This window comes from Geothrix limicola, assembly GCF_030268085.1.
GTDB classification, from domain to species: Bacteria; Acidobacteriota; Holophagae; order Holophagales; family Holophagaceae; genus Geothrix; species Geothrix limicola.
In genome coordinates this window covers 1,194,614-1,220,430 of sequence record NZ_BSDE01000001.1, presented here as the reverse complement: position 1 = coordinate 1,220,430, position 25,817 = coordinate 1,194,614, and the positions used below count along the sequence as shown (strand labels likewise).

The following is a 25,817-nucleotide window of genomic DNA, read 5'->3' as shown; positions in this document are numbered from 1 at the left end:
TCCTCCGCTTCCTTCCAATTCCTTGGCCTGAATCAGCTCAGCCTAGTCGCTCCACGGCCTCGTCCACGCCCTTGGCGCTGAGGGCACCGAGGTTCAGATCCAGCAGGTGGCTCAGCTTCACGTTGCCCATGGCGCCGAGCATGGAGGCCTTCAGGCGGGGGATGCTCGTTTCCATCGAGGCGATCATCTCCTTCACCTGCTTGCGCCGGCTTTCCAGGCTGGAGCAGCCGCAGAGCGGGCAGCCGCAAGGCACGATGGGAAATCCGCGCAGCCAGGCGTAGCGCTGCAGATCCTTTTCTTCGCAGGTGCCCAGGGGGCGGATGACGGTGTTGGCGCCGTCGTCGCTCACCAGACGCAGGGGCATGGTGCTGAGGCGGCCTTCGAAGAACAGGTTGATGAGCAGGGTCTCGATGAGATCGTCTAGGTGGTGTCCCAGGGCGATCTTGGTGTAGCCGTGCTGCTTGGCGAAGGAGTAGAGCACGCCGCGCCGCAGCCGCGAGCAGATGATGCAGGGCAGCTCTTCGGGCTTGGTGCGCACCATTTTGTCGATGGGGGCGGGGATGATGTGATGGGGTACGCCCATCCGCTCGCAGACTTCGGCGATGGGATCGGGGTTGAACTGGGGGAAGCCCGGATCCACCGTGACGGCTTCGACCTGAAAGCTCACCGGCGCGCGCTTGCGCAGGCGCTCCAGCACGTCCAGCAGGGCCCAGGAATCCTTGCCGCCGCTCACGGCTACAAGGATGCGGTCGCCCGCTTCCACGAGCTTGTAGGCGGCATTGGTCTCGCCCACGCGCCGGGCGATCCTGCGTTCAAGCTTGGGCAGGGTCGCGAGATCAGCCTCGCTGGGCGGCAGGGCCAGGCTGGGCAGGGCGCAGGGATTGCTCACACGAGGCCGCAGGCTTTGCGCTCGCCCCGTACCAGCTGTCCTTGGACATCCTTCACGTACTCGGGGCAGGTGCAGTCGGGGCAGCTGTTGCTGCCGGTCTCGGAGCAGAGGTCGGCGAAGGTTACCTTCTCCATGAACGCGGAGATGTGGTCGGAGAGCCGGTTCCAGAGCAGGCGGCTCATGCGCTCGTCGGCCATCAGGACCTTGTTGGCGGTCTTGGGATCTTCCTTGGCCACGGCGTAGAAGCTGCTGTCCGTGAGGCGCAGCACCTCACCCACGCTTACCTGGTTGCAGGGCCGCGTGAGGATGTAGCCGCCCTTGGGCCCTCGCACGCTGGCGACGACACCGGCCTTCTTGAGCTTGTTGAAGATCTGTTCGAGGAAGGGCAGGGAGAGCTTCTGACGCTCGGCGATGACGTGCAGGGGGACCGGCTGGCCGTGGCTGTGGTGGGCCAGGTCGAACAGGGCCTGCATGCTGTACCTGCCTCGGGCCGAGATCTTCACAGATGGTTCTCCAGATTCCATCCTAGTATTCTTGAGTGAATGAGTCAAGTTTATGAGAGGGCCTGGGATGGCATTCAAACCTTGGCGCTCCGCGATCCGCGCAGTCCGGAACCAGCGGGCAATCCTGCCATTCGGACCAAAAAAATCGCTCGAAAGGCTTGCTTCAGAATTCATAGCTGCTATTTATTTTGAAGCGCGCTGATCTGATCCACCCTCGCCCTTCCACCGGCCCGGCCAGCCAGCGGAATGCGGCGTTCCAACCCGGAGAGAACCATGCCCGTCATCACCATCGCCATGCAATCCACCTCCAGCGAGGTGAAGAAATCCCTGATCACGGCCCTCACGCGCTCAGCTGCCGAGGCCACCCGGCTTCCGGAAGCTTCGTTCATCGTCCTGGTGAATGAACTGTCCGATGAGGCCATCGGCAGCGGGGGGCGCACCTTGAAGGAACTGCGGGCCGCCCAGCCCGCCTGATCGGCCCCGTCGTTCCTTCGATCCTGCGGCGCTGCTAGATTCAATCTGGCCGCGCCGCAGCCGCGGCTGCCGAGCCCGCCCCGGATCCCATCCCTTCCTGAGCCTTCATGTCCATTCCCATTCCAGGTCAACCCGTTCGTGGGTCCCAGTCGGGAGCGCCGATCATGGCCCTCTTCGACCTTCTGGGAAGGCGGTGGGCCATGGGCATTCTCTGGCAACTCAGCCGGGGACCGGCCACGTTCCGCGCGCTCCAGGCCGCCTGCGAATCCATCTCTCCGGCCATCCTGAACAGTCGGCTGAAGGATCTGCGGGAGGCGCGTCTCGTCGTGCACGAGGGGGAGGGCTACCTGCTGACCGACCTGGGGCGGGAGCTCTACCAGCTCCTCGAACCTTTCGGCGGATGGTCCCTGGAATGGGCCAGGACCATGGCCCCCGAGCACACCGCGCGGTGGAAGGCGGGCAAGGCCCAGATGAAGGCTCACGCTGCGGCGGGGAGGTCGGGCGCAGGCCTGCCGAAAGATAGGTAGCGCTCCCTGGATCGGGGCTGGGGTCCTCGATGCGCGAACCTGAGGTACCGCCAACGGGAAACCGACCCTAGACTCTGGCATGGAGATCTCCATGCAGGCCCTCCTTCATGTCTTCGGCATCGCGACCCTGCTGGCCCAGGGAACCCCGGCTGGTTCGCCTGCTTCCTCTCGAAAGCTCCCCATGGAACCTTCAGCCCCGGCTTCGGAAAGACACCCTTTGTTGTTGGGTTCGGCGACGGCCGAGGCCATCCTGGCCCACCGCGCCGTCTTTCGAGACAACCTGGCCAAGATACGGCTGGCTCCCGGGCTGCGGGCGCGATGGAAGGCCGTGAAACGGCCGTTCACGCTGGTGGCCGTGTTCGGCTCCTGGTGCGGCGACAGTCACCGCCAGCTGCCTGAGCTGATGGCTCTCGATGCGGAGCCCAACCCCTTCATCGAGGTGCACTACCTGGGGGTCAACCACGACAAGGCCCTGGATGCGGCGCTCTGGCCCAAGGGCTGCGCGCCCCAGGTGGTGGCCCGCGTGCCGACTTTCTACCTCTTCAGCACAGGGCCCGGCGGGCGCCACAAGCTGGAAGGTTCGGTGGTGGAGACGCCGCCGCGGGAAGGCGAACGCATGGCGGAGGCCCTGGTGAGGCTGGTGGAGTCGGCCGCCAAGGCCCAGGACTTCTGACGGTACTCAGGCGGGCCCCGGGCCTGCCGATGAAGGGAGCACCATGTCCTGGCGCGCCCTTCTCCTCTCCTTCACCCTGATCTCGGGATCCTGGGCGGCTGAGGACCGGATTCGGGTGGGCATGGGGGAGTGGACCACCCTGAATCCCCTGCTTCTGTCCCAGGACACGGATAGCGAAGCGGTGGACCTGCTTTTCGATCGCCTGGTGACCCTGGACGCTAAGGGCGATTTCATTCCGCAGCTGCTGGAATCCTGGACCATCCTCCAGGGTGGCCGGGAGGTGGTGTTGAAGCTGCGGCCGGGTATGACCTGGCACGACGGAAGTCCCATCGAAGCCGAAGACCTTGTCTTCACCTGGAACGCCCTCCGGCTGCCCCGGGTCCGGCAGATCGCAGACACGGCGGGAGGTCTGGTCAGCTTCGACAACCTGACGGCGGAAGGCCCTCTCACCGTCAGGATCAAGCTCCGCAGGCCCCGCGGCACCCTGTTGTCGGACCTCTACAACTTCATCCCGGTTCCCCGGCACCACTACCAGGTGGGTGCCAAGCCGATGGAAGACCCGGTGAATTTCCGCCCCGTGGGGTCCGGTCCGTACCGCATCGTCGGCGTCGGATCCACGACCCACGCGCTGATGGAGCGCTGGCCGGGCTATCGCGGCGCGCACCCGGGCAGCGCTTTCTCCTTCGAGCTGGTGGTTCCCCCGGCCGGCACCTCGGTCGTTCCCGAATTTGAGAAGGAGCGGCTCCACTTCACCCGGGTGGGCGGACTGCGCTACTACCTGGTGCACAAGGGGGCGCAGGGCGCGGGAACGGTGCGGGCCGTGTCGGTGCCCCTGGCCTCCTTCGAAGCCTTCTTCCTGAACTGTGATCCGAAGCGCAGTTTGCTGGGGGACCTGGCCCTGCGGCAGGCCATCTCCGAGCTGGTGCCGTGGAAGGACATGGCCCGCGCCCAGAGGTTCTTCCCCACCCGCCTCGCCACCAGCTTCTGGCCGCCGGAAAGCTGGGCCTACGACCCCGAGCCGCGCGCGCTCCCCCAGGTGAGTCGGGCCATCGCGATCCTGGATTCCGCCGGATGGAAGCTGGGGCCCGACGGGATCCGCCGCGACGCCAAGGGGAGGTCCCTGAGCCTGGTGGCCTACGAGCCGGCGCCTTCGACCAACCAGAGCGTGGCCAAGCTGCTGGCCATCCAGGCGGCCAAGGCCGGGGTGAAGATCGAGGTCCGGACGGTTTCGTTTCCAGACGTCTCCGCCAAGGCGTCGGATCACGTGGGAGACATCTGGAGCTACGGCTGGTTCCTGGCCCTGGACCCGGATGTGGACAGCCCCCTGTTCACGCGGGAGGGCTACCTGACGAAGGCCAACGTGAGCAGCTACCTGAATCCGGAGATGGACCGCCTCTTCGACGCCGGCCGGCATACCCTCGATCAGGCGGCCCGCAAGCGGATCTACCTTCAGATCTCCGCCTTGATCTATCGCGACAAACCGATCATTCCGATCGACTACATGCAGGCGAGGGTGCTGATCCACCGGCGTCTGCAGGGTGTCGATTTCAATCGCCTCGGCCAGAGCTATGGGTTCTGGCCGGGACGGCGCGGCTGGCGGCTCAACCCCTGAAATCGATCAGAGGCGGTCGAAGCGGATGACTTCGACTTTTCCGGGTTTGCCCTTGGGAGCTTCCTCACGCTCCCGTTCGGGGCGGTTCTCGCGGGGAGGGCGCACGTCCTGGCGCCGAGACTCGGGCGCGGGCTCCGGCCGGGGAGCGGGCTTGGGCATGGGGCTGGGGGCGGCGGCCTGCCGTTCCCGTCCCGCCCACACGGCGCCCACCTGCTTGATGCGATCCACCAGGCGCGCGGGTTCCAGTGCCTGGATGCCGTCCCCGAACTGCATGACCCAGCGCGCGATGGCACGCAGGTCGGTGGCCGTGAACGAGACCAGGGCCTGGCCGTCGCCCTGCTCCTCCAGTTTGAAGTTCGGGAAGGCCGGGGGCGCCTGCTTCACGGCGAAGACCCACTGCTTGAGGAGGCTCGCCTTCACCGCGATGGGTTCGCCGCCCAGCCAGCCGCCGATCTGATTGGCGGGCGTGCCATCGGGGTAGGGGCCCTGGGCGGCGCGACCCACGCCTTCCACGGCATTCACTTCGGCGAGCAGGTCCACGCGATGGTGCCGTTCCGCGTTGTAGCGGCGGTCCCAGCCCCAGACGAACCAGGCCTGGCTGAGGGCGTCGAAGGTGAGGTGGCGCGGCTCGAAGGTGCGGGGCGCGTTGGCCTCGGAATCCGAAAAGATGAACTCGACGGCGCGGCCTTCGCGAATGGCGGCAAGGATGGCTTCAGCGAGGGGCGGCAGAGCGGATCCCGCACCGGCTTTCCGCTCGGCGGGTTTCGGTGCAGGCATGGCGGTAACAGGAGCAGGGGCCGCTGGGGCCACCTCTGCAATCGGAGGAACCTCCGCCGATTTGACGGCCTTCGTCTTGGCCTGAGTCTTTGGCGCGGCCTTGGTCTTGGGTTCCACTGCCTCGGCCTTCTTCGGTGCGGCCTTCTTGGCCGGCGCGGCCTTGGCCTTCGACGCAGGCTTCTCCGCTTCGACGGCGGGGGTCACAGGCTTCTTCCGGGGGGTCTTGGTCACGGCCATGTGTGTAGGGCTCCTGGCCCATCATCCACCCATTCCGCGGTGATGGTCCATCGCACAATTCAGACGGGCCCTTGATCCAAAGCCCGCTCAGCCGCCGCTCCGCGGATGCATCTGGTCGTAGAGGGCGCGGAGCCGCGCCTGATGGACGTGGGTGTAGATCTGGGTCGTGCTGATGTCGGCGTGGCCGAGCATGGCCTGGACAGCGCGCAGGTCGGCGCCGTGGTCCAGGAGGTGTGTGGCGAACGCGTGCCGCAGCACGTGGGGGCTGATCGCTTCGGCGCGCAGTCCTGCCGCGCGGGCGTAGCCCTTCAACAGCCGCCAGAGGTGCTGGCGCGTGAGACCCTCCCCGCGCTGTCCCACGAAGAGTTCGCCGCCCTTGGGCTTGAAGCCCGGGCGCAGCGCAAGCCAGGCGCGGACCCAGTGCTCGGCGCTTTCGCCGAAGGGGATGAGACGTTCCTTCCGGCCCTTGCCGGTCACCTTGAGAAAGCCCTCGTCGAGGAAGACCGAAAGGGCCGGGAGGCCCGCCAGTTCGGAGACGCGCAGGCCCGAAGCGTAGATCAATTCGAGCCAGGCACGATCCCGCACACCCAGCGGCGTGGCGGTGTCCGGGGCGCCGAGCAGGGCCTCGACGTGGGTTTCGCTCAGCGTGCGGGGCAGGATGCGCGGCGGCCTGGGCGGTTTCACCACGGCCTCGGGGCCCGCGCCGCCTCCGCCTTCCATCCGGAGGAAGGTGAGGAAGGCGCGCAGGCTGGAACTCATCCGCGCGAGGCTGCGCGGCGCCTTTCCGGCCGCCTGCTGCGACACGATGAAGTGCGTGAGGTGATCGCGGGTGAGCCCTTCCGCTGGGATGTCCTGATCGCAGGCCCAGGCCGCGAGATGATTCAGGTCGGAGATGTAGCCCGACGAGGTGTTGGCGGAAAGGCCGCGCTCGACCGCGAGGTGGGTGCGGAATTCCCTCAGGCTCGCGCCCCAGCCGAGAGGCCAGCCGTGCTCGGGTTCTTCGAGGGTCTTGGGGTGGGGCATGGCTCCATCCTGCACGCCTGTCGCGGCAGCGCAATCCGTCTGTTCTCCGCAGCTTGGGAGGCCTGCTTTACCCGGAGTTTGGAAAATCGGACCCGGGTGTGGTAGGGTTTCCAGGTTCGTTTGGAGGAGCCCCCGATGGCTGATGTGCGTAAGAAGGTCATTGCGATCATTGCTGAGCAGCTGGCCAAGCCCGAAGATTCCATCTCTGAGTCCAGCCACTTCGTGGACGATCTCGGTGCCGACAGCCTCGACACCGTCGAGATCATCATGGCGATCGAAGAGGCCTTCAGCCTCGAGATCCCCGAGAGCGAGCAGGAGAAGATCCGCACCGTGGGCGATGCGATTGCCTACATCGAGAAGCACGCGAAGGCCTGATCCTTACGCGTATTGACGTGCCGCAGCGCCCCCCATGGCCCTGCGGCACGTTTGTTTTTCCGATTCCACCGAGGTGAATCCATGACCAGGACCGTCCAACGCCGCCGCGTCGTCATCACCGGCATGGGGAGCGTCAACCCCTGCGGTCTTACCGTGCCCGAAACCTGGAACAACCTGCTGGCCGGCAAGAGCGGCATCAGCACCATCGATCGGTTCGACGTCACCGACTTCGCCTGCAAGATCGCGGGGCAGGTGAAGGGCTTCAACCCGGACCTGTTCATCGACAAGAAGGAACAGAAGAAGATGGACATCTTCATCCACTACGCTCTGGGCGCCGCCCACGAGGCTTGGGTGGATGCGGGTTTCGATAAGGTCGAGCTCAGCAAGGCCGAGCGCGAGGTCTTCGGCACCTACATCGGCAGCGGCATCGGCGGACTCAGCACCATCTGGGATGAGGCCAACGGCTACCGCGGCCCCCGCCGCACGAGCCCCTTCTTCATCCCCAGCCTGATCGTGAACCTGGCCAGCGGGCAGGCCAGCATCAAGTACGGCCTGCAGGGGCCGAACAGCGCGGTGGCCACGGCCTGCGCCACGGGCGCCCACGCCATCGGCGATGCCGCGCGGCTCATCGCTTTCGGATATGCCGACCGCATGATGGCGGGCGGCAGCGACTCCGTGATCAATCAGCTGGGTGTGGGCGGCTTCGCGGCCATGCGCGCCCTCAGCACCCGCAACGACGAGCCCGAGCGCGCCTCGCGTCCCTTCGACGTGGACCGCGACGGCTTCGTCATGGCCGAAGGCGCGGGCATCGTCATCCTCGAGGAATATGAACTGGCCAAGGCCCGCGGCGCGAAGATCTACGCCGAAGTGGCGGGCTACGGCATGAGCGGCGACGCCAATCACATCACCACGCCCGCGCCGGAGGGCGAGGGCGGCCAGCGCGTCATGCGCGCGGCGCTGAAGGATGCGGACATCGCACCCGAGCAGGTGGGCTACGTGAACATGCACGGTACCAGCACGCCCGTGGGTGACAAGCTGGAGTGCATGGCCATCCGCAAGGTCTTCGGCGACCACGCGAACCGCATCAAGGTGAGCAGTTCCAAGTCCATGCACGGGCACCTGCTGGGCGCCGCCGGCGGCCTGGAGACGATCATCACGGCCATGGCGGTGAAGACCGGGAAGATCCCCCCCACCATCAACGTGGACAACCAGGATCCCGAGTGCGACATCGACGTGACGGCCAACGCCGCGGGCGCCTTCGATGCCGAATACGCCATGAACAACGGCTTCGGTTTCGGGGGCACTAACGGCTGCCTGGTGCTGCGCAAGGTCTGACCTTACCCGTCCATCCCAAAAGCCTATATTGATTCCTGAGGCGTTGGTTTCTGCCTCGGGTTTCTCATGGCCACTCAGGCACACCGCTCTGTCTTGAACACCCTCTTCCTCGAGGGGACGTTGCTGCTAGCCGTGCTGCTCGTGCCCCTCAAGCTGGTCCTCCAGGGCCTGCGCTGGAGCGAGGTCGGGATGTTCGTCCTGATGTTCGTCCTGATCGGCCTTTCGGTGACCATCGGCTACCACCGGCTCTTCAGCCACCGGTCTTTCCAGGCCGCGTGGCCCCTCCGGCTGGCCATTCTCCTGTTCGGTGCGGCCGCCTTCGAGAACTCGGCCCTGTGGTGGTGCAGCGATCATCGGCAGCATCACCGCTTCGTGGACGATCCGACGCGGGACCCCTACGCCATTTCAAGGGGGTTCTGGTACGCCCACTGGCTCTGGGTGATGGAGGGCGAGGTCCGGCCCATGGAAGGCGTCGAGGACCTGCAGAAGGATCCGCTGGTCCGATGGCAGCACCGCTACCACTTCTGGATCGGCGCGGCGGTCGCCCTCATCCCGGTGTATGTCGGCCTGATGACGGGCAACCTGTGGGGGCAGGCGACGATCGGCTTGCTGCTGCGCATCGTGCTGACCCATCACAGCACCTTCCTGATCAATTCCGCGGCGCATGTCTGGGGTAGCCAACCCTATTCCGACGCCAACAGTTCCCGGGACAACGGATTCCTCGCACCGCTCACCTTTGGCGAGGGCTATCACAACTTCCACCACATGTGGCAGTGGGACTATCGCAACGCCGTGAACTGGTACCAATGGGATCCGGGCAAGTGGATCATTTTCTCCCTCGCCGGACTGGGGCTCGCGCGGGGACTGAGGCGGGTGCCCGATACGGTGATCCGCCGTGCCCGCCTGGCCATGGAGGCCAAACGCCTGGCAGCGGTCCTGGCGTCGGCCAAGCCCAACCTCGTGGAAGGACTGAGGGAGCGTCTCAGCGCGGCCAAAGGACGCATGGACGAGGCCCTGGTGGCCCTCCAGGTTCGGCGGGATGCCTGGGAGGTTCGGAAAGCGGAATGGAAGGCGAAGGGGCTGGCGAGGGGCGAGGCCTGGAAGAAGCAGCGGGGCGAATGGAAGGCGGATCGGGCCCGCTGCCGACGGGAACTCCGGGAGGCCTGGATGGCCTGGAAGGCCGCACGGATGCAGGTTCGCGGCCTGGGTTGCGCCTGACTCTGGCGAAGGAAAGGCGAAATCGCTCCTTCCCATCGGGGAGCCTTGGTGGTTTGCTTTTCATCCATGGCCAAAGCGATCCCCTTCAACCTTCACGCACCCTATTCGCCGGCCGGGGATCAGCCCGAGGCCATCACGCAGCTGGTGGAGGGGCTTCAGCGCGGCGACCGCTGCCAGACCCTGCTGGGCGTGACGGGCTCCGGCAAGACCTACACGATGGCCAGCACCATCGCGCGGGCGGGCCGGCCCGCGCTCATCTTCGCGCCCAACAAGACGCTGGCCGCCCAGCTCTTCAGCGAGTTCAAGCAGTTCTTCCCGGAGAACGCCGTCGAGTACTTCGTCAGCTACTACGACTACTACCAGCCCGAGGCCTACGTGCCCGAGCGGGACCTGTTCATCGACAAGGATGCCAAGGTCAACGAGGAACTCGAGAAGCTGCGCCTCAGCGCCACACGCTGCCTGCTGGAGCGGCGCGACACCATCGTGGTGGCCTCCGTGAGCTGCATCTACGGCCTGGGTGATCCGAGCTCGTACCTGAACCTGTCCGTGAACCTGCAGACGGGCCAGACCATCGACCGCGCCATGCTGCTGCGCGACCTCGTGGCCATCCAGTACCAGCGCAACCACCTCAGCTTCGAACCGGGCATCTTCCGCGTGCGCGGCGACGTGGTGGAGGTCTATCCGGCCTACGAGGACGTGGCCTACCGCATCGAGCTGTGGGGCGACGAGGTGGAGCGGCTGTCGAAGATTGATCCCCTGCGCGGCGTCGTCATCGAGAAGCTGGACCAGCTCACCATCTGGCCGAAGACGCACTACGTGACGCCCGAAGACAAGCTCAAGACCGCCATCCGCGACATCAAGGAGGAACTGGAGGCGCGGGAGAACGAGTTCCGCGCCGCGGGCAAGATCGTCGAGCTGCAGCGGCTCCATCAGCGCGTCATCTACGACGTGGAGATGATGAAGGAGATGGGCCACTGCAGCGGCATCGAGAACTACAGCCGCTTCCTGGACGGCCGCCAGCCCGGCCAGCCGCCCCACACGCTGCTGGATTATTTCCCCGAGGATTTCATCGTCTTTATGGACGAAAGCCACGTGGCCACGGGCCAGCTCCACGGCATGTACAACGGCGACCGCGCCCGCAAGACCACGCTGGTGGACTACGGCTTCCGCCTTCCCTCTGCCCTCGATAACCGACCTCTCAAATTCGAAGAATTTGAGAGCCGCGTGAAACAAGTGGTGTTCGTCTCCGCCACCCCCGGCGACTACGAACTGCAGCAGAGCGGCGGCGCCTTCGTCGAGCAGGTGGTGCGTCCCACGGGCCTCGTTGATCCCGTCGTGGAAGTGCGTCCCGTGGGCTCCCAGGTGGACGACCTGCTGGAGGAGATCCGCAAGACCGTGGCCCGCAACGAACGGGTGCTGGTGACCGTGCTGACGAAGAAACTGGCGGAACAGCTCACGGCCTACTACCAGGAGCTGGGCATCAAGGCCGAGTACCTGCACAGCGAGATCGATACGCTGGAGCGGGTGGAGCTGTTGAAGAACCTGCGCCGCGGCGTCTTCGACGTGCTCGTGGGCATCAACCTGCTGCGCGAGGGGCTCGACCTTCCCGAAGTGAGCCTGGTGGCCATCCTCGACGCGGACAAGGAGGGCTTCCTCCGCAACACCCGCAGCCTCATCCAGACCATCGGCCGCGCGGCGCGCCACGTGAATGGCCGGGCCATCCTCTACGCGGACGTCATGACCGGTTCCATGAAGCAGGCCATCGGCGAAACCGAACGGCGCCGTCAGAAGCAGCTGGCCCACAACGCGGCGCACGGCATCACGCCCGAGACCGTGAAGCGCAATCTGGACGACGTGATGGGCGAGGCCCTGGCCCGGGAGTTCATCAACGTCACGAAGGAGGAGCAGGCCGCCGAGGAACCGCTGCTTTACCTGGAGGAGAAGCACTTCGAGCGCGAGGTCGCCAAGCTCGAGAAGCGCATGAAGGAGCTGGCCTCCCAGATGAAATTCGAGGACGCGGCGGAACTCCGCGATCGCATCCTGCGCGCTCGGCGCGAACGCCTGCTGGACGTCAGCGGCGTGCCCGCGACCGGGCCGGGGGCCTGACCTCACTTCATCGGCAAATTCCAGAAACCGGAGCTTCGGGCCGATGGGTAGGGTATCCCGGCGAGTTCATGAAGCGACTCCTCCTTCTCCTGCTGCAGTGGCTCCTTGTCCTGGGGGCTGCCGGGCTGCGGGGTGGGGCCCCCGATCCGCGCCCGGCCCCGGGATCCATGGATGTCGGCTACCCCTCCATCCGCAACTATTCGCCCAGAGCCTATGGTGCGGATGCCCAGAATTGGGCGGTGCTCCAGGATCCGAGGGGCGTCGTGTATGTCGGAAACAACCGGGGCGTCCTGGCCTATGACGGGGTTCGCTGGAGGCTGATTCCCACCCCTCTGCGCACGGTGGTCCGCTCCCTGGGGATGGACGAATCGGGCCGGGTCTACGTCGGCGCCGTGGGGGAAATTGGTTTTCTCGGTGCCGGTATCCATGGTGAAAGCGAATTTGTTTCCTTGAAAGAGAAGCTCCCCGAGGAGGCGCGGACCTTTTCGGATATCTGGACCACCGGACACACCTCCCGCGGCACTTTCTTCCAATCGAGAGAATTCCTGTTCCTCCTGAAGGGGGATCAGGTTCGAGTCGTGAAAGCCTCCACCTCCTTCCACATGGCCTTCGTGGTGGGTGACCGGATCTTCGTCCGGCAGCGGGACGTGGGCCTGCAGGAATGGACGGGTCGCGGCCTCGTCCTGGTGCCCGGAGGAGAGCGTTTCGCGAAGGAAAGCATTTTCACGATGCTTCCCCTGAGTGGATCGCCCAGTGCGGCCGGGGAGGGCATCCTGGTGGGGAGCCGCCGCATCGGGCTGTGGCAGCTGGATCCAGGAGGGCTGCGTCCTTTCCGAACCTCCGCCGAATCCTACCTGATGACCCAGGGGATCTACGGTGGGAGGCGGCTGGAGAACGGGACCCTGGCCCTGGCAACCATCAAGGGTGGGGTGGTGCTACTCGATGCGGAAGGTCGCCCCCAGGGCATCCTCGATCGAAGGAGCGGCCTCCAGAGTGACAACGTGAAGGCCCTTTGCCCTGACCGGGACTCGGGATTGTGGCTGGCCCTGGACAGCGGCATTTCGCGGATCGAGTGGCCGTCTCCGTTCTCCTCCTTCGACGAGCGTTGTGGGTTGACGGGTACGGCCTGGGCCATCCAGCGCTTCAAGGGACGGATGTACGTGGGCACGGGGCAGGGCGCCTTCGTGCAGGGGCCGGCGAAACCTGGCGATCCCCGGCCCCGCTTCGAAGCGCTCGAAGGCGTCAGCACCCAGTGCCTGGCCTTCCTCCCGCTGGAAGACCGCCTGCTCTTCGCCTGTTCCCAGGGGGTCTTCGAGATCCGGGACCGGCGGGCCCTTCCCGTACGGCCCTCAAGCAACTCGGCGCTTGCCTTCCTGCGGTCCAGATCGAATCCCTCCCACATTTTCATCGGCATGCAGGGAGGGCTGGTCCTGGTGGACCACCCGCCGGGTTCAGCCATCTGGCGCGACCTCGGGGGGATCCCCGGCGTGGGAGATGACATCTATTCCATGACGGAGGATGGCCAGGGGCGGCTCTGGCTCGGAACAGGCTCTCCAGCAGGGGCTCTCCGAGTCACCTTCCCTGCGGGCTGGAAGGGAGGGGCTTCGGGCCCGGCGCCCCTGGTCGAGCGGTTTCCGGCCGACCACGGGCTTTCCATGCCCATGCAGTTGCGCGTTCTCCTGTGGCAGGGCGCCATCCTGGCCGCCACCCAATCCGGTGTGCTGAGGTTCGATGAAGCCAGGAAGTGCTTCGTCGTGGAGCCCCGCTTTGCGGCCCTCTTCCCTGAGGGGCCGAGGGCCATCAACGCCTTGGAACCAGATCAGGCAGGCCGGATCTGGCTGGATACCCGGGATGAAGTCGGCGAGGTCCATGAGGCCGGAGTGGCGGTGCCCGGCCCCGAGGGCACCTTCCGCTGGGAAGCGGCGCCCTACCGTCGTTTCGCCGAAACGCCCATCGAGGTCATCCAGGCGGAGCCCTCCGGGGCGGTCTGGTTCGGAGGGCCCTCGGGCGTGATCCGCTATGATCCCGCCCTGAACAACACTTCCGTCAGCCCGGAGCGCGTGCTGATCCGGCGCGTGTCCAAAGAAGGGACCCTGATCTTCGGTGGCGAGGGCCCCCTTCCGATGAAGGCGGGGGAAGGGCCCGTCCTTCCCTTCATGAAGGGCGCCCTCAGGTTCGAGTTCGCGCTTCCGACTTTCGACGTTGAGGCCTCCAGCCAGTACCAGGTCCACCTCGACGGATACGACCGGGAGTGGTCCGCCTGGACTCCCGAGGCCCAGAAGGAGTACACCAACCTGCCGGGGGGGGATTACTGCTTCAGGGTCCGGGGACGGGACGTCTACGGTCGGGTGAGCCCCGAGCAAGGGTATGCCTTCAGGGTGCTGCCGCCTTGGTACCGCAAGGGATGGGCCCGCCTCCTGTTTCTAGGGGTCGCCGGCTTGATCCTGGCGGCGGGGGTAAGGTTGCGCACGAGATGGCTCCAGAACCGCAACCTGGCCCTTCAACGCCGCATCGATTTGGCGACCGAGGCCCTGCGCGACCGGGAACGTCTGCTGGCCTCCCAGGCCGGCGAACTCATGCGGGTGAATGCTCAGCTCCTGGATCTCCATCAGCAGAAGAACCAGTTCCTGGCCATGGTGGTTCATGACCTGAGGAACCCCCTCACCAGCATCATGTTGGCCACCCAGCTCCTCGAAGAGGAGGAGGACCTCGAGCAGGTCCGTCTGCGGGCGCAGCGCATCGCCCGTGAAAGCGCGGACATGGAAAGCCTGATCGGGCGGTTTCTCGACATCTCCGCCTTGGATTCCGATGGCATCGCGACGGAGCCGGGCCGCTTCAGCATCACGGGGCTCGTGGAGCATCTCCGGCAACGGCACGAACCCAAGGCCCAGGCCAAGCGGATAAGGCTGGAGACGGTGCAGACCTCCGAGGAGGTCTGGGGTTTCGCGGATCCCAAATTCATCGCGTCCGTCCTCGACAACCTCTTCTCCAACGCCATCAAGTTCTCTCCCTTCGGAACCACGGTCACGATCCGCGTCTGGGGAGCCGAAGGCCGTGTCAGGGTGGCCGTCCAGGACCAGGGGCCCGGGCTGACTGAAGCCGACCAGACGCAGCTCTTCAGGCGCTTCTCGAAACTCAGCGCCCAGCCTACGGGAGGCGAGCCATCGGTGGGGCTCGGGCTGTCCATCGCCAAGCAGATGGTGGAGGCATGCGGAGGGAGGATTTGGGTGGAGAGCGTGGCCGGGGCAGGGGCCACGTTCACGATCGACCTGCCTGGGTGCGAAGCCTGAAGCGGCGAACCAGTCTGAGGCCGCTTGGGTCTCATGCACGCGGTTCAGTGGATCCTGGATAATCAGACAACCCGCCTGGAAGGATCCCCATGACAAGATGGCTCTGTCTGCTTCTGGCCTGTGGTCTGAGCGCGCAGCCGCCCGTTACGCGCCATCGCGTGGCGGGACTGCAGGCGCCGGTGGAACTGCGGATCGACCGTTGGGGCGTGCCGCACATCTACGCGAAGCGCAGGGAGGACGCCTTCTTCGCCCAGGGGTTCAACGCGGCGCGGGACCGGCTCTGGCAGATCGACCTCTGGCGGAAACGCGGACTGGGCCTGCTGTCCCAGGATCTGGGGCCCGACTGTCTGGAGCAGGATCGAGCCAGCCGGCTCTTCCTCTACCGCGGCAGTCTGGACGCGGAGTGGCAGGCCTACGGCCCCGAAACCCAGGCGACGGTGAAGGCTTTCGTCGCGGGCATCAACGCCTATGTGGGCCTGGTGCTCAGCGGCAAGGCGCCGCTGCCCGAGGAGTTCCAGATCCTGCACACGCGGCCCGCCTATTGGGCCCCCGAGGAGGTGGTGCGCGTACGATCCCACGGACTTTTCGGCAACCTACCCCAGGAGGTCGCCCGGGCCCAGATGATCTGCCTGGGTGGGAAGGAGGCCGAGGCCTTCCGCAAGCGCCTGGAACCCACCTGGGAGCCGATGCTGCCCAAGGGACTGGATCCCTGCTCCATCCCCAGCGAGGTGCTGAGGGCCTACATCCTGGCCAAGGCGGATCCTCTCTTTCCCGCACCCGGCCGGATGATCGCGCAGACGGATCTGGTGGATGCGGCCCTGGCCCTGCCACGCACCGCCAGCAACACCTTCGCGGTTTCGGGAGCCCGCAGCGCCACGGGCCGGCCCATCCTCGCCAACGATCCCCATCGCGAATACCAGGTGCCCTCCCTCCGCTACCTGGCCCACCTGGTGGCCCCCGGGATGGACGTCATCGGCGCGGGCGAACCGGCCATGCCGGGCCTGTCGCTCGGGCACAACCGGCACATCGCCGTGGGTCTCACCTACTGTCCCCTGGATCAGGAGGACCTCTACGTCTACGAGACCAAACCGGGAGATCCGAATCAGTATCGCTACGGATCGGGCTGGGAGGCCTTCCGGGTGCTCTCGGAGCCGATCTCCGTGCGTGGCCAGGGGCCCAGGGTGGCCCAGTTGAAGTTCACGCGGCACGGGCCCGTACTCTACGAGGATCCCGACCATCGTCGGGCCTACGCCCTCCGCGCGGCCTGGCTGGAGCCCGGCATGGTGCCCTACCTCTCCAGCCTACGCTACATGCGGGCCGATGGCTGGAAGCCCTTCCTGGAAGCCATGCGGCAGCACGGCCTGCCCGGGCTCAATTACATGTACGCCGACACAAAGGGCAACATCGGGCTCGCGCCCAGTGGCCTCTTCCCGAAGCGGAGCGCCTGGGATGGGCTCCTGCCCGTGCCCGGCGATGGCCGCTATGAGTGGGAGGGATGGCAGCACGGCGATCGGCTGCCCCGCTGGTTCAATCCCGCCGAGGGCTGGCTGGGGTCCGCCAACGAGATGAACCTGCCCTCGGATTACCCCGCCCAGGAGCGCCGACCGGCCTTCGAGTGGGGGGATCCCTTCCGGATGCAGCGCATCCGCGAGGTGCTGTCCGCCTCTCGGAAGGTCTCGATCCAGGACCTGCAGTCGCTTCAGAACGATCACCTCAGCCTGCCAGCCCGGCGCCTGGTGGCCCTGCTCGACCCGGTGCCGGGCCAGGCGCGGGATCGCGTGTCCGAGGCGGTCCAGCGGCTCAAGGCCTGGGATGGTCGCGTGGAGGCGGATTCCGCCGCCGCGGCGATCTTCGAGGTGTGGCTGCACAAGTACCTGCGCCCAGCCGTGGTGGCCAAGGTTCTGCCCGAGCGCGCCCGGGGGCTGGCTGGCGACGGGGATCTGAGCCGCATCGTGGGCCTGATGGAGCGCCCGGATGCCCGGCTCGGGCGGGATCCCCTGGCGGCCCGGCGCGACCTCCTCCTGGCCAGCCTGGCCGGGGCCGTGAAGGAACTCGAGGGTCGCCTGGGCGGCAACATGGGGGCCTGGACCTGGGGACAGCTCCACCGGATCCACCTGGTCCACCCCCTGGCGGATCGCGTGGATGCGGTCCGCCAGCGCCGCCTGAATCCGGAGACCCTGCCGGTCGGGGGTAGTCACGAGACCGTGGGCCGGGCCTCGTTCCGGAACGGCACCTTCGATCTGACGGCGGGCGCCTCGGTGAGGCTCGTGATGGATGTGGGGGCCTGGGACAATTCCACGGCCAGCAACGCGCCCGGCCAGTCCGGCGATCCGGCTGATCCCCACTACCGGGATCTGCTGGAGTCCTGGTCCAGGAGCCAGTACTTCCCCCTCCTCTACAGCCGGAAGGCGGTGGAGCAGGCCACGGAACGGATCATCTGGATCGAACCGAAAGGGACGGGTTCCGCCAGGAAGCCTTAAACGAATCCGGCGATCATGCGTAGAACCGACATCCTCAAGCAGGCAGGCACCCGACTCTCGTCGTGAGAGAATGACGAGCATCCATTCAATACATCTATGGATATTCCTATGGACCCGAACCTATCCTCCCCCCAGGCCGAAGCGTTCATCCCGGTGCGAGAGGAGGAGCGCATCCAGGCCCTGGACGTGATCCGCGGGTTCGCCCTCGTCGGCATCTTCCTGATGAACATCGAATGGTTCAACCGTTCCTCGGCCGAGATGCAGATCGGCCTCCCTACCGGGTTGAGCGGTGTGAACTGGTGGGCCAGCCGGCTCGTCTACGTGTTCGTCCAAGGCAAATTCTGGACGATGTTCTCCCTGCTCTTCGGCATGGGTTTCGCCGTGATGCTGACGCGTGCCGAACGCGCCGGGCGGAACTTCCTCCGTCCCTACCTGCGCCGCATCCTCGCGCTGGCGGCCTTCGGGGCCTTGCACTACATCGTCCTCTGGAGCGGGGACATCCTCTTCAGCTACGCCGTGGGGGCCCTGGCGCTCGTCATCCTGCTGTACGGAAAGTGGAAATGGGTCCTCGTCGCCCTCGTCGGGCTGGTGGGCCTGGGCTTCGTGCCGCACATGAAGCCGCTCTGGGGCCTGGCCGGCAGCCTGGCCTACGTGGGCGTGGTGGCCCTCTACCTGCGCGGCGAAAAGCGCATGGGCCTCTTTGGGCGCAGCCTGCCCGTGTTCTCCTTCGTGGTCCTGGTGATCGGCACGTTGGCAGCCCTGATCGCGGCGCTGCTTTGGGCGCTCCCGCACGGACCGAAGGAGCCTCGGATCCCCATGACCGTCGTGAGCGTGCTCATCCTGACCCTCGGCTTCCTGTCCGCCAGGTTCCATCAGCCCCTCGAGCCGCGGGCGCGCCGTCTGGCCGTGGCCCTCTACCTGCTTCCCTTCGTGGTGATGACGACCTTCGGCGTGGTGCAGCTGCTGATGCCCGATCCGGGCGCGGCCTACCGGGCCCAGGCCCAGGCGCAGGTGCAGGCCCAGCCTCCGGCCCAGGCCCCCACGACCGCGCCTGCGGACAAGAAGGCCACCAAGACCGAAGCGGAAAAGCTCATGGCGGAGGAAGTCGAACGCGCCAAGCGGATCCAGACCTACCGCCAGGAGATCCAGACCGAGACGCGCGTTCTGTCGAAGGGCACCTACCGGGAGGTCCTCGCGTTCCGGGCCAAGCAGTTCGCCGAGCACGCTCCGAACGAGGCGGGCTTCGCCACCGTGCTCATCGGCATGTTCCTGCTGGGCACCTGGTTCGTGCGGTCCGGTGTGATGACGAACCCGCGGGAACACCTGCCCCTCTTCCGGAAACTGGCCTGGATCGCCCTGCCCATCGGGGTGGGCTTGGGCCTGGCGAGCACGGCCATCGCCACCTACCACATTCCGGGGGACCCCAAGGATGGTTTCCAGGTGGCCACGGGCCTGCTGATGATGGGCAACCTGCCCGCCTGCCTGGGTTATGTGAGCGTCATCGTGCTGATGGTGCACAGCGACACGGCCTTCTCGAAGATCAAGATCCTGGCGCCGGTGGGCCGCATGGCCCTCACCAACTACCTGATGCAGTCGCTCATCACCTCGTTCATCTTCTTCGGCTACGGATTGGGCCACTGGGGCATGGGCCGCGCCCGCCAGGCGCTCTACGTCTTCGTCGTCTACGCGGTGCAGGTGGCCTTCTCGCACTGGTGGCTCGGCAAGTTCTGCTACGGGCCCATGGAATGGCTGTGGCGGGCCATCACTTACTGGAAGCTCCCCGCCATGCGGCTGGACCGCCCGGAAGGTGATGGGTCCCTGAGGGCCGCGGAACTGCCGGCCCCCTGAATCGGATCTACTTCGCGTACTGCCGGATCACCTTTTCGATGGCGGCCCGGCAGGCCGCGCAGAAGCCCACATCGTCGCGCGTGAACATGAGGCAGTCTTCCTGGCTGCGGAAGTAGCCCTTGGCCTCGTAGTTGGCACCTTCAAAAGCGCCCACTTTGCCTGCGTGTGTGTCCTTGCCCAGCAGGTCCATCTCGAAGACCTTCTCTTTGGCGAAGAGGGCGTCCATCTCCGATTCGGGCTTGTTGGCGGCGCGGATGGCGCGGCGCTCCTTCTGGTAATCATGGCTGTGGGTCTCGAAGGCATCCTTCTTCCACGGCGTGGGGAGGGGCACGCCGGGCGTCAGCAGGCTGCCCCACTTGGGGTGCAGCGGATCCACGGTGGCGTTGGGTTCCCAGGGCTCGGGCCGGGCGGCGTTGTTGGTGACGGCCACATCGGAGGTGTAGTACTCATCCGCCAATCCGGCGAAGTGATGGCCGAACTCGTGGACGAAGAGGTAGCCGATGGTGCTGTTGCCCGCGGAAGCCGTGCTGTAGAGGTTGTGGATGCCGCCCCCGCCGTAGGTCTCGGAGTTGGTGAGGATCTCCACGAATTCATAGGGAGCCTGGGCTGCGATGTCGCGCCACACGCGGTTGTCGAAGGTGAGCACGTAGCGCTCGCTGCCGAAGGCATCGTACGTGGTGCCAAGGGGCGTGCGCTTGTGGACGCCCGTGGAAGGCCGGGAGATGCCGCTTTCCCGAGAGGGCGGGCAGAGGGCCCACACGTTGAAATCCTTGCGGTGCTCCTTGAAGGGCGTCTGCTGGAAGAGCAGTTCCATCACCTTGCGGGCCTGCTGTTCGAACTTGCCGCGCTCGGCGGCGGTGTAGCCGTCGCCCAGGATGAGGAAGTCCACCTTGTCCGCCGGATCGCCGCTCTTCTGCAGGGCGATGAGGCCGCCCGCCTCGGGGGCCGGCGCCTGCTCGATGAGGGGATCCTTGGGATCGAGCTCGAAGCTCCAAAGCGTCTTGAAGGCGTTCTGGGCATCGCGCTTCTTGAGCTGGATGCGCACGGGCACGTCCGGCTGGGGGAAGCGCAGGGACTCGGAAAAGGAGCGGCTCTGGGTCTTGGCCTCGTCCGTCGTTTCCCATTCGCCGTAGATGCTCGCGAAGCCGCGGGAGTAGAGCAGCTTGCCGGTGGCCCGGTCCGAGACTTCGAAGCAGTACTTCCCGAGGTTGCTGGTGTCCACGGCCTTGCTGAGGTCGCCGGGCCAGGGCAGGGGTTCGAGTACCACGCGGTCCACCCCGAAGTGCTCCGCATTGGCATCGCCCGTGTGGCCGTAGTCCACCCGCAGGGTGCGGGGCGGCGCCGCCAGGCAGGCGAGGGTGGCGAGGGATAGGAGGAGCTGACGCAGCATGGGGACACCTCGGCTTCCACGATAGACTGATCCATCTGGAGTTCCGATGCTCACCTCGAAACAGCGCCAATACCTCAAGGCCCAGGCCCACAAGCTCAAGCCCGTCATGCATGTGGGGAAGGGCGGCGTGACGCCGGCCCAGGCCGCGGAACTCGATGTGATGGTGGACAGCCTCGAACTTGTGAAGGTCAAGATCAATCCCAACAGCTTCGAGGACGAGGAGACGGCCGCCAAGGCGCTTTGCACGGCGGTGCCGGGCCTTCAGCATGTCTGGACCATCGGCCACACCATGCTGTTCTTCCGCCCCAGCCGCACCCACGACACCCGGTTCGTTTTGCCCTAATTCAGGAACGGCCCACTTCCGCCGAAGAAAGTGGGTGGAGGTCCGATGCCCTACCTTTCCTGGCAGGAGGGGAATCAGCTTGCTCGGCATGCCGTTCACGAGGCGTGCCAGGTCGGCCGGGATCCGCTGACCTGCTCGGTCTCCCATCCGGGCATGGCCCAGCTTTCCAGGGTACATGCGAGCATCGACCGCATCGGCGCCATCTGGTGGGTGCGGGACCTGAACTCCGCCAACGGAACCCTCCTCAACGGCGTGCCCCTCAACCCGCACCAGGGCAACGCCCTGCAGGACGGGGACGAACTCGTGATGGGCGACTGGAAGCTGACCTTCACCGAAGGGTTTCCGGGGCTGGATGGGGTCACCTTCGCCGAAAGGGTGGGGGATCTGTTCCAGGAAGTGAGGCCCGAACCGGCCCAAGCCATGGTGCTGATCCGCGGCATCGAGCTGATGCAGCGCTCCACCGAGAAGCTCCTGGCCCAGGTGGATTCCGAGGCCATGGTGAAGGGGCTGCTGGAGGAATCCCTTCGCCTGTTGCACGGCGATCGCGGTTTTCTCGTCCTCAAGCAGAAGGAGGGCGGATGGCGCACCGCCCACCGCGTGGGCGACGTGCAGGAAGGCATCGGCCTCTCCCGGACCGTGCTGGACTACGTGGCGCAGGAGCGCACCGCCGTGCTCTCCAACCAGCCTCTGGCGGATCCCCGCTTCGGCGGCGTGAGCCTGGTTGAGCTGCACCGCGGATCCCTGCTCTGCGCGCCCATCACCGACGAGGGCGAGATCCACGGGGCGCTCTACCTGGACCGGGAATCGGAGGGGCGTCCCTTCAGCCGCTTCGACCTGGCCATCTTCCAGGCCTTCGTCCGCCTGGGCTCCATGGCGCTTCGCCAGGCCATGCTCAATCAGCGGGTGCTGAGCCAGGCCGAACAGCAGGGCGAGCTGCTGCGGCTGCGCACCGAGTGCCAGCGCGCGGCCGATCGCCATGGCCAGCTGCTCGCCGCCATGGCGGCCCCGCTGAGGCGGGTGAACAGCTGGGCTACCGAGCTGCCGGATGTCTCCGGCGCCGCCATCCGGTCCCAGCTCGAGCAGCTGATGACCCTGCTCGATCACGGCAGCCGCGAGGAGCAGCTGGAGGATGCGCCCATGGCGGGCCATCCCCTCCCGATCCTCGCCCTGCAGGAGGATCTGGCCCGCCGCTGGGATTCGTTGCTGAAGTTCCGCAAGGCGCAGATCAGGTTTTCAGAACCTCCGACCGCCTCGATCTGGATGTCCGGCGGCCCGCTGGTGGTGGCCCTGGCCGGTCTGGTGGAGCCCGTGCTCATGCAGCTGGCCGAAGGCACCGTCGTCACCACGCGCTGGGACCAGGAGCGGGGCACCCGCGTGCTGCGCCTGAGCCTGCCCACGGGACTGCAGGGACCCGCGCCGGATCCCTGGACCCAGCGGGTGCTGCAGGATGCCGGCGTGCGCTGGCACTGGGCCGATCAGGCCCTGGATCTCTTCTTCCCGGATGGGCCCGATGCCATGCCTGAGGAGCCTCCGCGGCCCCTGCTGGGTCTGGTCAGCGAGGAACTGAACCTGCTGGGCCTCTTCCAGACCGTGGCCGAGGCGGGGAACCTCTGGCTGCATCCCCTGGAGCAGGATCCGCCCCCTCCGCCCCTGCCCAAATTTCGTTTCCTGGTGGTGGACGCCCGCGGCGTCCGCGATCTGAAGGGCTGCATCTGGGCGTATCGTCATCATCCCTCCTTCGCCACCACGCCCATCCTGGTGGTGCGCTGCACGGAGGATGAAACGCCCCAGCTCATCGAGGCGGGCGCCACGGACTGGCTGACCGAGGGTTTCCGCTGGGAGGCGCTCCACCACCGCCTGCAGGTGCTGCGGGGCCACACCGAGCTGCAGCAGCGGGCCCTCGCGGCCGAGAGGCTGGATTCCTTCCGCCAGATGGCCGGGACGCTGAAGCACGAGATCAACAATCCGCTGGCGATCATCTCCATGCAGGTGGAGATGCTGCAGCGGAAGTATCCCGAAGAGGTGAAGCTCGCCAAGATCGGCGACATGGTGGAACGCATCCGGGCCCTGGTGCAGGTGCTCCAGAAGATGCGCGAAACGCCGACCGAAGGCTACGCGGATGGTTCGAGCATCCTGAAGCTGGGCTAGCCGGAAGGAAGGTTGGACGGATCTCAGGCCCCATGTTGCGATAGGGGGTTGGCCGTTTCGCCTTATCTGAGGAGGGCCCATGCCTCGCTTCACCTCCATCACGCTTTCCCTTCTGCTCGCCGCGCCCATCGCCGCGCTCGCGGGTGATCCGGCCGTGCTGCGCACCTTCAAGGTGGGGGGCGAAGGGCGCTGGGACTACGTGAGCCTCGATCCCGAAGGCGGGCGGCTCTACGTGCCCCGGTCCACTCACGTGATGGTGCTGGATCTGGACGGCCACCTTAAGGGCGACCTTCCGGGCACGGCGGGCGTCCACGGCGTGGCCTTCTCGCGCGAACTGGATCGCGGCTGGACGAGCAACGGCCAGGCGGACACGGTCACCATCTTCAAACTCTCGACGCTCGAGGTCGTGAAGGTCGTGAAGACCACGGGCGGGAACCCCGACGCCATCCTCTTCGAGCCCATCACCAAGCGGGTGTTCACCTTCAATGGACGCGGAAAGAACGCCACGGTGATCGATGCCCTCACGTCCGAAGTCGTGGGCACGGTCCCCATGGGCGGCAAACCCGAATTCGCCGTGTGCGACGAGAAGGGCCGGGTCTACGTGAACAACGAGGACACCTCGGAGATCCTCGCGCTCAACGCCCGCTCCCTCAAGGTGGAAGCCGCCTGGTCCATCAAACCCCTGGAAGAACCCAGCGGCCTCGCCATCGACCTGGCCCACAACCGTCTCTATGCCGTGGGCAGCAACCATCTGGCGGCCGTGGTGGACGCGGGCTCCGGGAAGGTGCTGGCCACCGTGCCCATCGGTTCGGGCACAGACGGCATCGCCTTCGATCCGGGCACGGGCTGCGCCTATGCGAGCAATGGCGGAGACGGCACCGTTACCGTCATCCGCCCGGCAGCCTCCGGCCGCTTCGAGGCGTCCAGCGTTCCCACCCGCCGCGGCGCCCGCACCATCGTGGACAATCCCCGCACCCACCGCCTCTACCTGCCCACGGCGGAATTCGCGCCCGTGCCCAAGGAGGCCAAGCCCGGCACGCGGCCCGCGATGGTGGAAGGCAGCTTCCAGGTGATCGAGGTGGGTGAAGTCCATTGATGAAACGATTGACGACAGCGGCACTCGGCTTGGCTTGCACCGCGCTTCTGGCGGGCCCTCCCTACCTCACGGATGACCCCGAACCGGTGGATCTCCACCACTGGGAGGTCTACCTCTTCGCCCAGGGCCAGACCCTCGGAGGCGTCCGTTCCGGCCTGGCCCCGGCCATGGAGGCCAACTACGGTCCCTTCGAGGATGCCCAGATCCAGTTCCAGGTCCCCATGGCCTACGGCCACGGTGACGATGGCCTGCAGCACCGCGGCTTCGGCGATCTCCAGGTGGGGTTCAAGTACCGCTTCGTGCACGAATCCGACCTCCTGCCGCAGATCGCCGTCTATCCGCAGATCCAGGCCCCCACGGGCCGGGCGGAAGACGGCCTGGGTTCGGGCCACGTGCGGGTGTTCCTGCCCGTGTGGCTGCAGAAGGCCTTCGGCAAGTGGACCACCTTCGGCGGCGGGGGCTGGATGCGCAATCCGGGGTCCAACAACCGCGACTACGCGACCTGCGGCTGGCAGCTCCAGCGGGAACTGGGCGAGGGCTACTCCCTGGGCGCGGAGATCTATCATCAAGGCGCCACCAGCCTTGGCGCCCGGGCCACCACGGCCTGGAACCTCGGCTTCGAAGGCCAGCTGATCGCCCACCTCCAAGTGGTGGGCAGCGGCGGACGGACCTTCAGGGGCGAACAGGGCAGCCAGTACTACCTCGGGCTCCGCGGGAAGTTCTAGTCCGTCTCCGTATCCAGGCGGCGGAGGCCCCGTTCGCTGAGCAGGGCGGAAACGGGCCAGTCATGAGGATCCACGGGCACAGGCAGCTCCATCTGCGATTCGAAGCCCACGCCCACGGTGAGCGTGTCTTCCGACAGCTTGGCCAGCAGCGCGTCGTAGAACCCGCCGCCGTAGCCGATGCGGTACCCGTTTCCGTCGAAGGCCAGGCCCGGCACCAGCAGCACCTGCACGGGCGGGAGGAAATGCTGGGCCAGGGCGGGCTCCATGAGGCCCCATGGGCCCTTCTCCAGGGGTTCGGTGCCCCAGGCGAGCCGTGGCGGTTCCGTGGAGATCACCCGCGGGAAGAACCAGAGCCAGTCCGGATGATCCGTGACCGCTGGGCGCAGATCGATCTCCGAACCGATGGGCCAGAAGGCGCCGATGCGGGTGAACCGGTGCGCGCGGCAGAACTGCCCGAGGTGCTCGCAGATGGCCCGGGACCAACCCTGGCGGGCCTCCGCGTGCAGCGCGTCCCGGCGCTTCTTCAGGTGGGCTCGGAACTCGGCTTTGGTCTCCATGCCATCAGATCAGCAGGGAGCGAGCGCTCGGTCAACGGGGTATCCTCGTCTTTGAGTGCCTAACAATACTCCGACGAGGCCGCGATGAAGCCAGACAGGATGCACCGCAAGGAAGGGCCCGCAGGGCAACGTGGTTCGTTGTTCAAGGGCGCTGACGCCGCGGGGCGCCTGCCTGGCTTCATCCCTCCTGG

At 66.5% G+C, this 25,817-nt stretch carries 21 protein-coding genes and 1 pseudogene; 16 read left to right on the top strand and 6 right to left on the bottom strand.

Features of this window, described 5'->3' with window-relative positions; genetic code table 11:
• Nucleotides 1-37 precede the first annotated feature (37 nt).
• Nucleotides 38-889: a tRNA 2-thiocytidine(32) synthetase TtcA gene (ttcA, locus tag QSJ34_RS05280; RefSeq protein ID WP_285571304.1), complete on the bottom strand. Its 852-nt coding sequence runs from the start codon at nucleotides 887-889 to the stop codon at nucleotides 38-40.
• Nucleotides 886-1,413 carry an RrF2 family transcriptional regulator gene (locus QSJ34_RS05275; RefSeq protein ID WP_285571301.1) on the bottom strand — a complete coding sequence of 176 codons (528 nt, stop codon included), beginning with the start codon at nucleotides 1,411-1,413 and terminating at the stop codon, nucleotides 886-888. Before QSJ34_RS05275 ends, ttcA begins: the two co-directional genes overlap by 4 nt.
• A gap of 252 nt (nucleotides 1,414-1,665) precedes the next feature.
• Here QSJ34_RS05275 and QSJ34_RS05270 point away from each other — a divergent pair, with 252 nt between their 5' ends.
• From QSJ34_RS05270 to QSJ34_RS05255, 4 genes are all read left to right on the top strand, one after another.
• Nucleotides 1,666-1,866 (top strand): tautomerase family protein, encoded by a 201-nt coding sequence (locus tag QSJ34_RS05270; protein ID WP_285571297.1) that lies wholly within the window; start codon nucleotides 1,666-1,668, stop codon nucleotides 1,864-1,866.
• A 164-nt stretch (nucleotides 1,867-2,030) separates the two neighbouring features.
• Nucleotides 2,031-2,393, top strand: coding sequence for a winged helix-turn-helix transcriptional regulator (locus QSJ34_RS05265; RefSeq protein WP_285571296.1), 363 nt, complete (start codon nucleotides 2,031-2,033; stop codon nucleotides 2,391-2,393).
• A 91-nt stretch (nucleotides 2,394-2,484) separates the two neighbouring features.
• Nucleotides 2,485-3,066: a TlpA family protein disulfide reductase gene (locus QSJ34_RS05260; RefSeq protein WP_285571294.1), complete on the top strand. Its 582-nt coding sequence runs from the start codon at nucleotides 2,485-2,487 to the stop codon at nucleotides 3,064-3,066.
• 43 nt (nucleotides 3,067-3,109) lie between these two features.
• A complete protein-coding gene (locus QSJ34_RS05255; RefSeq protein ID WP_285571291.1) occupies nucleotides 3,110-4,678 on the top strand; it encodes an ABC transporter substrate-binding protein in 1,569 nt (522 codons plus the stop codon).
• A 6-nt stretch (nucleotides 4,679-4,684) separates the two neighbouring features.
• Here QSJ34_RS05255 and QSJ34_RS05250 read toward each other — a convergent pair whose 3' ends face one another.
• Together QSJ34_RS05250 and QSJ34_RS05245 are read right to left on the bottom strand one after the other, a co-directional pair.
• Nucleotides 4,685-5,692: a helix-turn-helix transcriptional regulator gene (locus tag QSJ34_RS05250; protein WP_285571288.1), complete on the bottom strand. Its 1,008-nt coding sequence runs from the start codon at nucleotides 5,690-5,692 to the stop codon at nucleotides 4,685-4,687.
• Between the two features lie 87 nt (nucleotides 5,693-5,779).
• Nucleotides 5,780-6,715 carry a site-specific tyrosine recombinase XerD gene (locus QSJ34_RS05245; RefSeq protein WP_285571285.1) on the bottom strand — a complete coding sequence of 312 codons (936 nt, stop codon included), beginning with the start codon at nucleotides 6,713-6,715 and terminating at the stop codon, nucleotides 5,780-5,782.
• A gap of 135 nt (nucleotides 6,716-6,850) precedes the next feature.
• Here QSJ34_RS05245 and acpP point away from each other — a divergent pair, with 135 nt between their 5' ends.
• From acpP to QSJ34_RS05210, 8 genes and pseudogenes are all read left to right on the top strand, one after another.
• The gene (gene acpP / locus QSJ34_RS05240; RefSeq protein WP_243288255.1) at nucleotides 6,851-7,090 is read left to right on the top strand and encodes an acyl carrier protein; all 240 of its coding nucleotides are present in this window, start codon (nucleotides 6,851-6,853) and stop codon (nucleotides 7,088-7,090) included.
• A gap of 81 nt (nucleotides 7,091-7,171) precedes the next feature.
• On the top strand, nucleotides 7,172-8,425 hold the full coding sequence (gene fabF / locus QSJ34_RS05235) for a beta-ketoacyl-ACP synthase II (RefSeq protein ID WP_285571282.1): 1,254 nt from the start codon (nucleotides 7,172-7,174) through the stop codon (nucleotides 8,423-8,425).
• A gap of 66 nt (nucleotides 8,426-8,491) precedes the next feature.
• Complete coding sequence (locus tag QSJ34_RS05230; RefSeq protein ID WP_285571279.1) at nucleotides 8,492-9,643, top strand: acyl-CoA desaturase; 1,152 nt, start codon at nucleotides 8,492-8,494, stop codon at nucleotides 9,641-9,643.
• Between the two features lie 66 nt (nucleotides 9,644-9,709).
• Nucleotides 9,710-11,749, top strand: coding sequence for an excinuclease ABC subunit UvrB (gene uvrB / locus QSJ34_RS05225; protein ID WP_285571277.1), 2,040 nt, complete (start codon nucleotides 9,710-9,712; stop codon nucleotides 11,747-11,749).
• Between the two features lie 68 nt (nucleotides 11,750-11,817).
• Nucleotides 11,818-15,039: a sensor histidine kinase gene (locus QSJ34_RS05220; protein ID WP_285571274.1), complete on the top strand. Its 3,222-nt coding sequence runs from the start codon at nucleotides 11,818-11,820 to the stop codon at nucleotides 15,037-15,039.
• Nucleotides 15,040-15,128: 89 nt separating this feature from the next.
• The gene (locus tag QSJ34_RS05215) at nucleotides 15,129-17,519 is read left to right on the top strand and encodes a penicillin acylase family protein (protein WP_285571272.1); all 2,391 of its coding nucleotides are present in this window, start codon (nucleotides 15,129-15,131) and stop codon (nucleotides 17,517-17,519) included.
• A 309-nt stretch (nucleotides 17,520-17,828) separates the two neighbouring features.
• A pseudogene (locus QSJ34_RS18545) lies at nucleotides 17,829-18,063 on the top strand (DUF418 domain-containing protein); the annotation flags it as partial.
• Nucleotides 18,064-18,131: 68 nt separating this feature from the next.
• On the top strand, nucleotides 18,132-19,367 hold the full coding sequence (locus QSJ34_RS05210; protein WP_420798829.1) for a DUF418 domain-containing protein: 1,236 nt from the start codon (nucleotides 18,132-18,134) through the stop codon (nucleotides 19,365-19,367).
• Nucleotides 19,368-19,374: 7 nt separating this feature from the next.
• Here the strand turns inward: QSJ34_RS05210 and QSJ34_RS05205 are convergent, their stop codons facing one another.
• Nucleotides 19,375-20,757, bottom strand: a complete 1,383-nt coding sequence (locus tag QSJ34_RS05205; protein ID WP_285571267.1) for an IgA Peptidase M64 — start codon at nucleotides 20,755-20,757, stop codon at nucleotides 19,375-19,377.
• Between the two features lie 46 nt (nucleotides 20,758-20,803).
• Between QSJ34_RS05205 and QSJ34_RS05200 the strand changes: the two genes are divergently transcribed.
• The 4 genes from QSJ34_RS05200 (at nucleotide 20,804) to QSJ34_RS05185 (ending at nucleotide 25,069) form a co-directional block, all read left to right on the top strand.
• Nucleotides 20,804-21,100: a YhbY family RNA-binding protein gene (locus QSJ34_RS05200; RefSeq protein WP_285571264.1), complete on the top strand. Its 297-nt coding sequence runs from the start codon at nucleotides 20,804-20,806 to the stop codon at nucleotides 21,098-21,100.
• Between the two features lie 45 nt (nucleotides 21,101-21,145).
• Nucleotides 21,146-23,248, top strand: a complete 2,103-nt coding sequence (locus QSJ34_RS05195) for an FHA domain-containing protein (RefSeq protein ID WP_285571255.1) — start codon at nucleotides 21,146-21,148, stop codon at nucleotides 23,246-23,248.
• A 79-nt stretch (nucleotides 23,249-23,327) separates the two neighbouring features.
• Nucleotides 23,328-24,344, top strand: coding sequence for a YncE family protein (locus QSJ34_RS05190; protein ID WP_285571253.1), 1,017 nt, complete (start codon nucleotides 23,328-23,330; stop codon nucleotides 24,342-24,344).
• On the top strand, nucleotides 24,344-25,069 hold the full coding sequence (locus QSJ34_RS05185; protein WP_285571250.1) for a transporter: 726 nt from the start codon (nucleotides 24,344-24,346) through the stop codon (nucleotides 25,067-25,069). The genes QSJ34_RS05190 and QSJ34_RS05185 overlap by 1 nt, the downstream gene beginning before the upstream one ends.
• Here the strand turns inward: QSJ34_RS05185 and QSJ34_RS05180 are convergent.
• Nucleotides 25,066-25,626 (bottom strand): 5-formyltetrahydrofolate cyclo-ligase, encoded by a 561-nt coding sequence (locus QSJ34_RS05180; protein WP_285571248.1) that lies wholly within the window; start codon nucleotides 25,624-25,626, stop codon nucleotides 25,066-25,068. The two genes, QSJ34_RS05185 and QSJ34_RS05180, sit on opposite strands and share 4 nt — an antisense overlap.
• Nucleotides 25,627-25,817 lie beyond the last annotated feature (191 nt).

Excerpts from the sequence above, each read along its gene's own strand:
- QSJ34_RS05275 (WP_285571301.1), bottom strand. The coding sequence starts at position 1,413 with ATGGAATCTGGAGAACCATCTGTGAAGATCTCGGCCCGAGGCAGGTAC.
- QSJ34_RS05270 (WP_285571297.1), top strand. The coding sequence starts at position 1,666 with ATGCCCGTCATCACCATCGCCATGCAATCCACCTCCAGCGAGGTGAAG.
- QSJ34_RS05265 (WP_285571296.1), top strand. The coding sequence starts at position 2,031 with ATGGCCCTCTTCGACCTTCTGGGAAGGCGGTGGGCCATGGGCATTCTC.
- QSJ34_RS05260 (WP_285571294.1), top strand. The coding sequence starts at position 2,485 with ATGCAGGCCCTCCTTCATGTCTTCGGCATCGCGACCCTGCTGGCCCAG.
- QSJ34_RS05255 (WP_285571291.1), top strand. The coding sequence starts at position 3,110 with ATGTCCTGGCGCGCCCTTCTCCTCTCCTTCACCCTGATCTCGGGATCC.
- QSJ34_RS05250 (WP_285571288.1), bottom strand. The coding sequence starts at position 5,692 with ATGGCCGTGACCAAGACCCCCCGGAAGAAGCCTGTGACCCCCGCCGTC.
- QSJ34_RS05245 (WP_285571285.1), bottom strand. The coding sequence starts at position 6,715 with ATGCCCCACCCCAAGACCCTCGAAGAACCCGAGCACGGCTGGCCTCTC.
- acpP (WP_243288255.1), top strand. The coding sequence starts at position 6,851 with ATGGCTGATGTGCGTAAGAAGGTCATTGCGATCATTGCTGAGCAGCTG.
- fabF (WP_285571282.1), top strand. The coding sequence starts at position 7,172 with ATGACCAGGACCGTCCAACGCCGCCGCGTCGTCATCACCGGCATGGGG.
- QSJ34_RS05230 (WP_285571279.1), top strand. The coding sequence starts at position 8,492 with ATGGCCACTCAGGCACACCGCTCTGTCTTGAACACCCTCTTCCTCGAG.
- uvrB (WP_285571277.1), top strand. The coding sequence starts at position 9,710 with ATGGCCAAAGCGATCCCCTTCAACCTTCACGCACCCTATTCGCCGGCC.
- QSJ34_RS05220 (WP_285571274.1), top strand. The coding sequence starts at position 11,818 with ATGAAGCGACTCCTCCTTCTCCTGCTGCAGTGGCTCCTTGTCCTGGGG.
- QSJ34_RS05215 (WP_285571272.1), top strand. The coding sequence starts at position 15,129 with ATGACAAGATGGCTCTGTCTGCTTCTGGCCTGTGGTCTGAGCGCGCAG.
- QSJ34_RS05210 (WP_420798829.1), top strand. The coding sequence starts at position 18,132 with ATGAAGCCGCTCTGGGGCCTGGCCGGCAGCCTGGCCTACGTGGGCGTG.
- QSJ34_RS05205 (WP_285571267.1), bottom strand. The coding sequence starts at position 20,757 with ATGCTGCGTCAGCTCCTCCTATCCCTCGCCACCCTCGCCTGCCTGGCG.
- QSJ34_RS05200 (WP_285571264.1), top strand. The coding sequence starts at position 20,804 with ATGCTCACCTCGAAACAGCGCCAATACCTCAAGGCCCAGGCCCACAAG.
- QSJ34_RS05195 (WP_285571255.1), top strand. The coding sequence starts at position 21,146 with ATGCCCTACCTTTCCTGGCAGGAGGGGAATCAGCTTGCTCGGCATGCC.
- QSJ34_RS05190 (WP_285571253.1), top strand. The coding sequence starts at position 23,328 with ATGCCTCGCTTCACCTCCATCACGCTTTCCCTTCTGCTCGCCGCGCCC.
- QSJ34_RS05185 (WP_285571250.1), top strand. The coding sequence starts at position 24,344 with ATGAAACGATTGACGACAGCGGCACTCGGCTTGGCTTGCACCGCGCTT.
- QSJ34_RS05180 (WP_285571248.1), bottom strand. The coding sequence starts at position 25,626 with ATGGAGACCAAAGCCGAGTTCCGAGCCCACCTGAAGAAGCGCCGGGAC.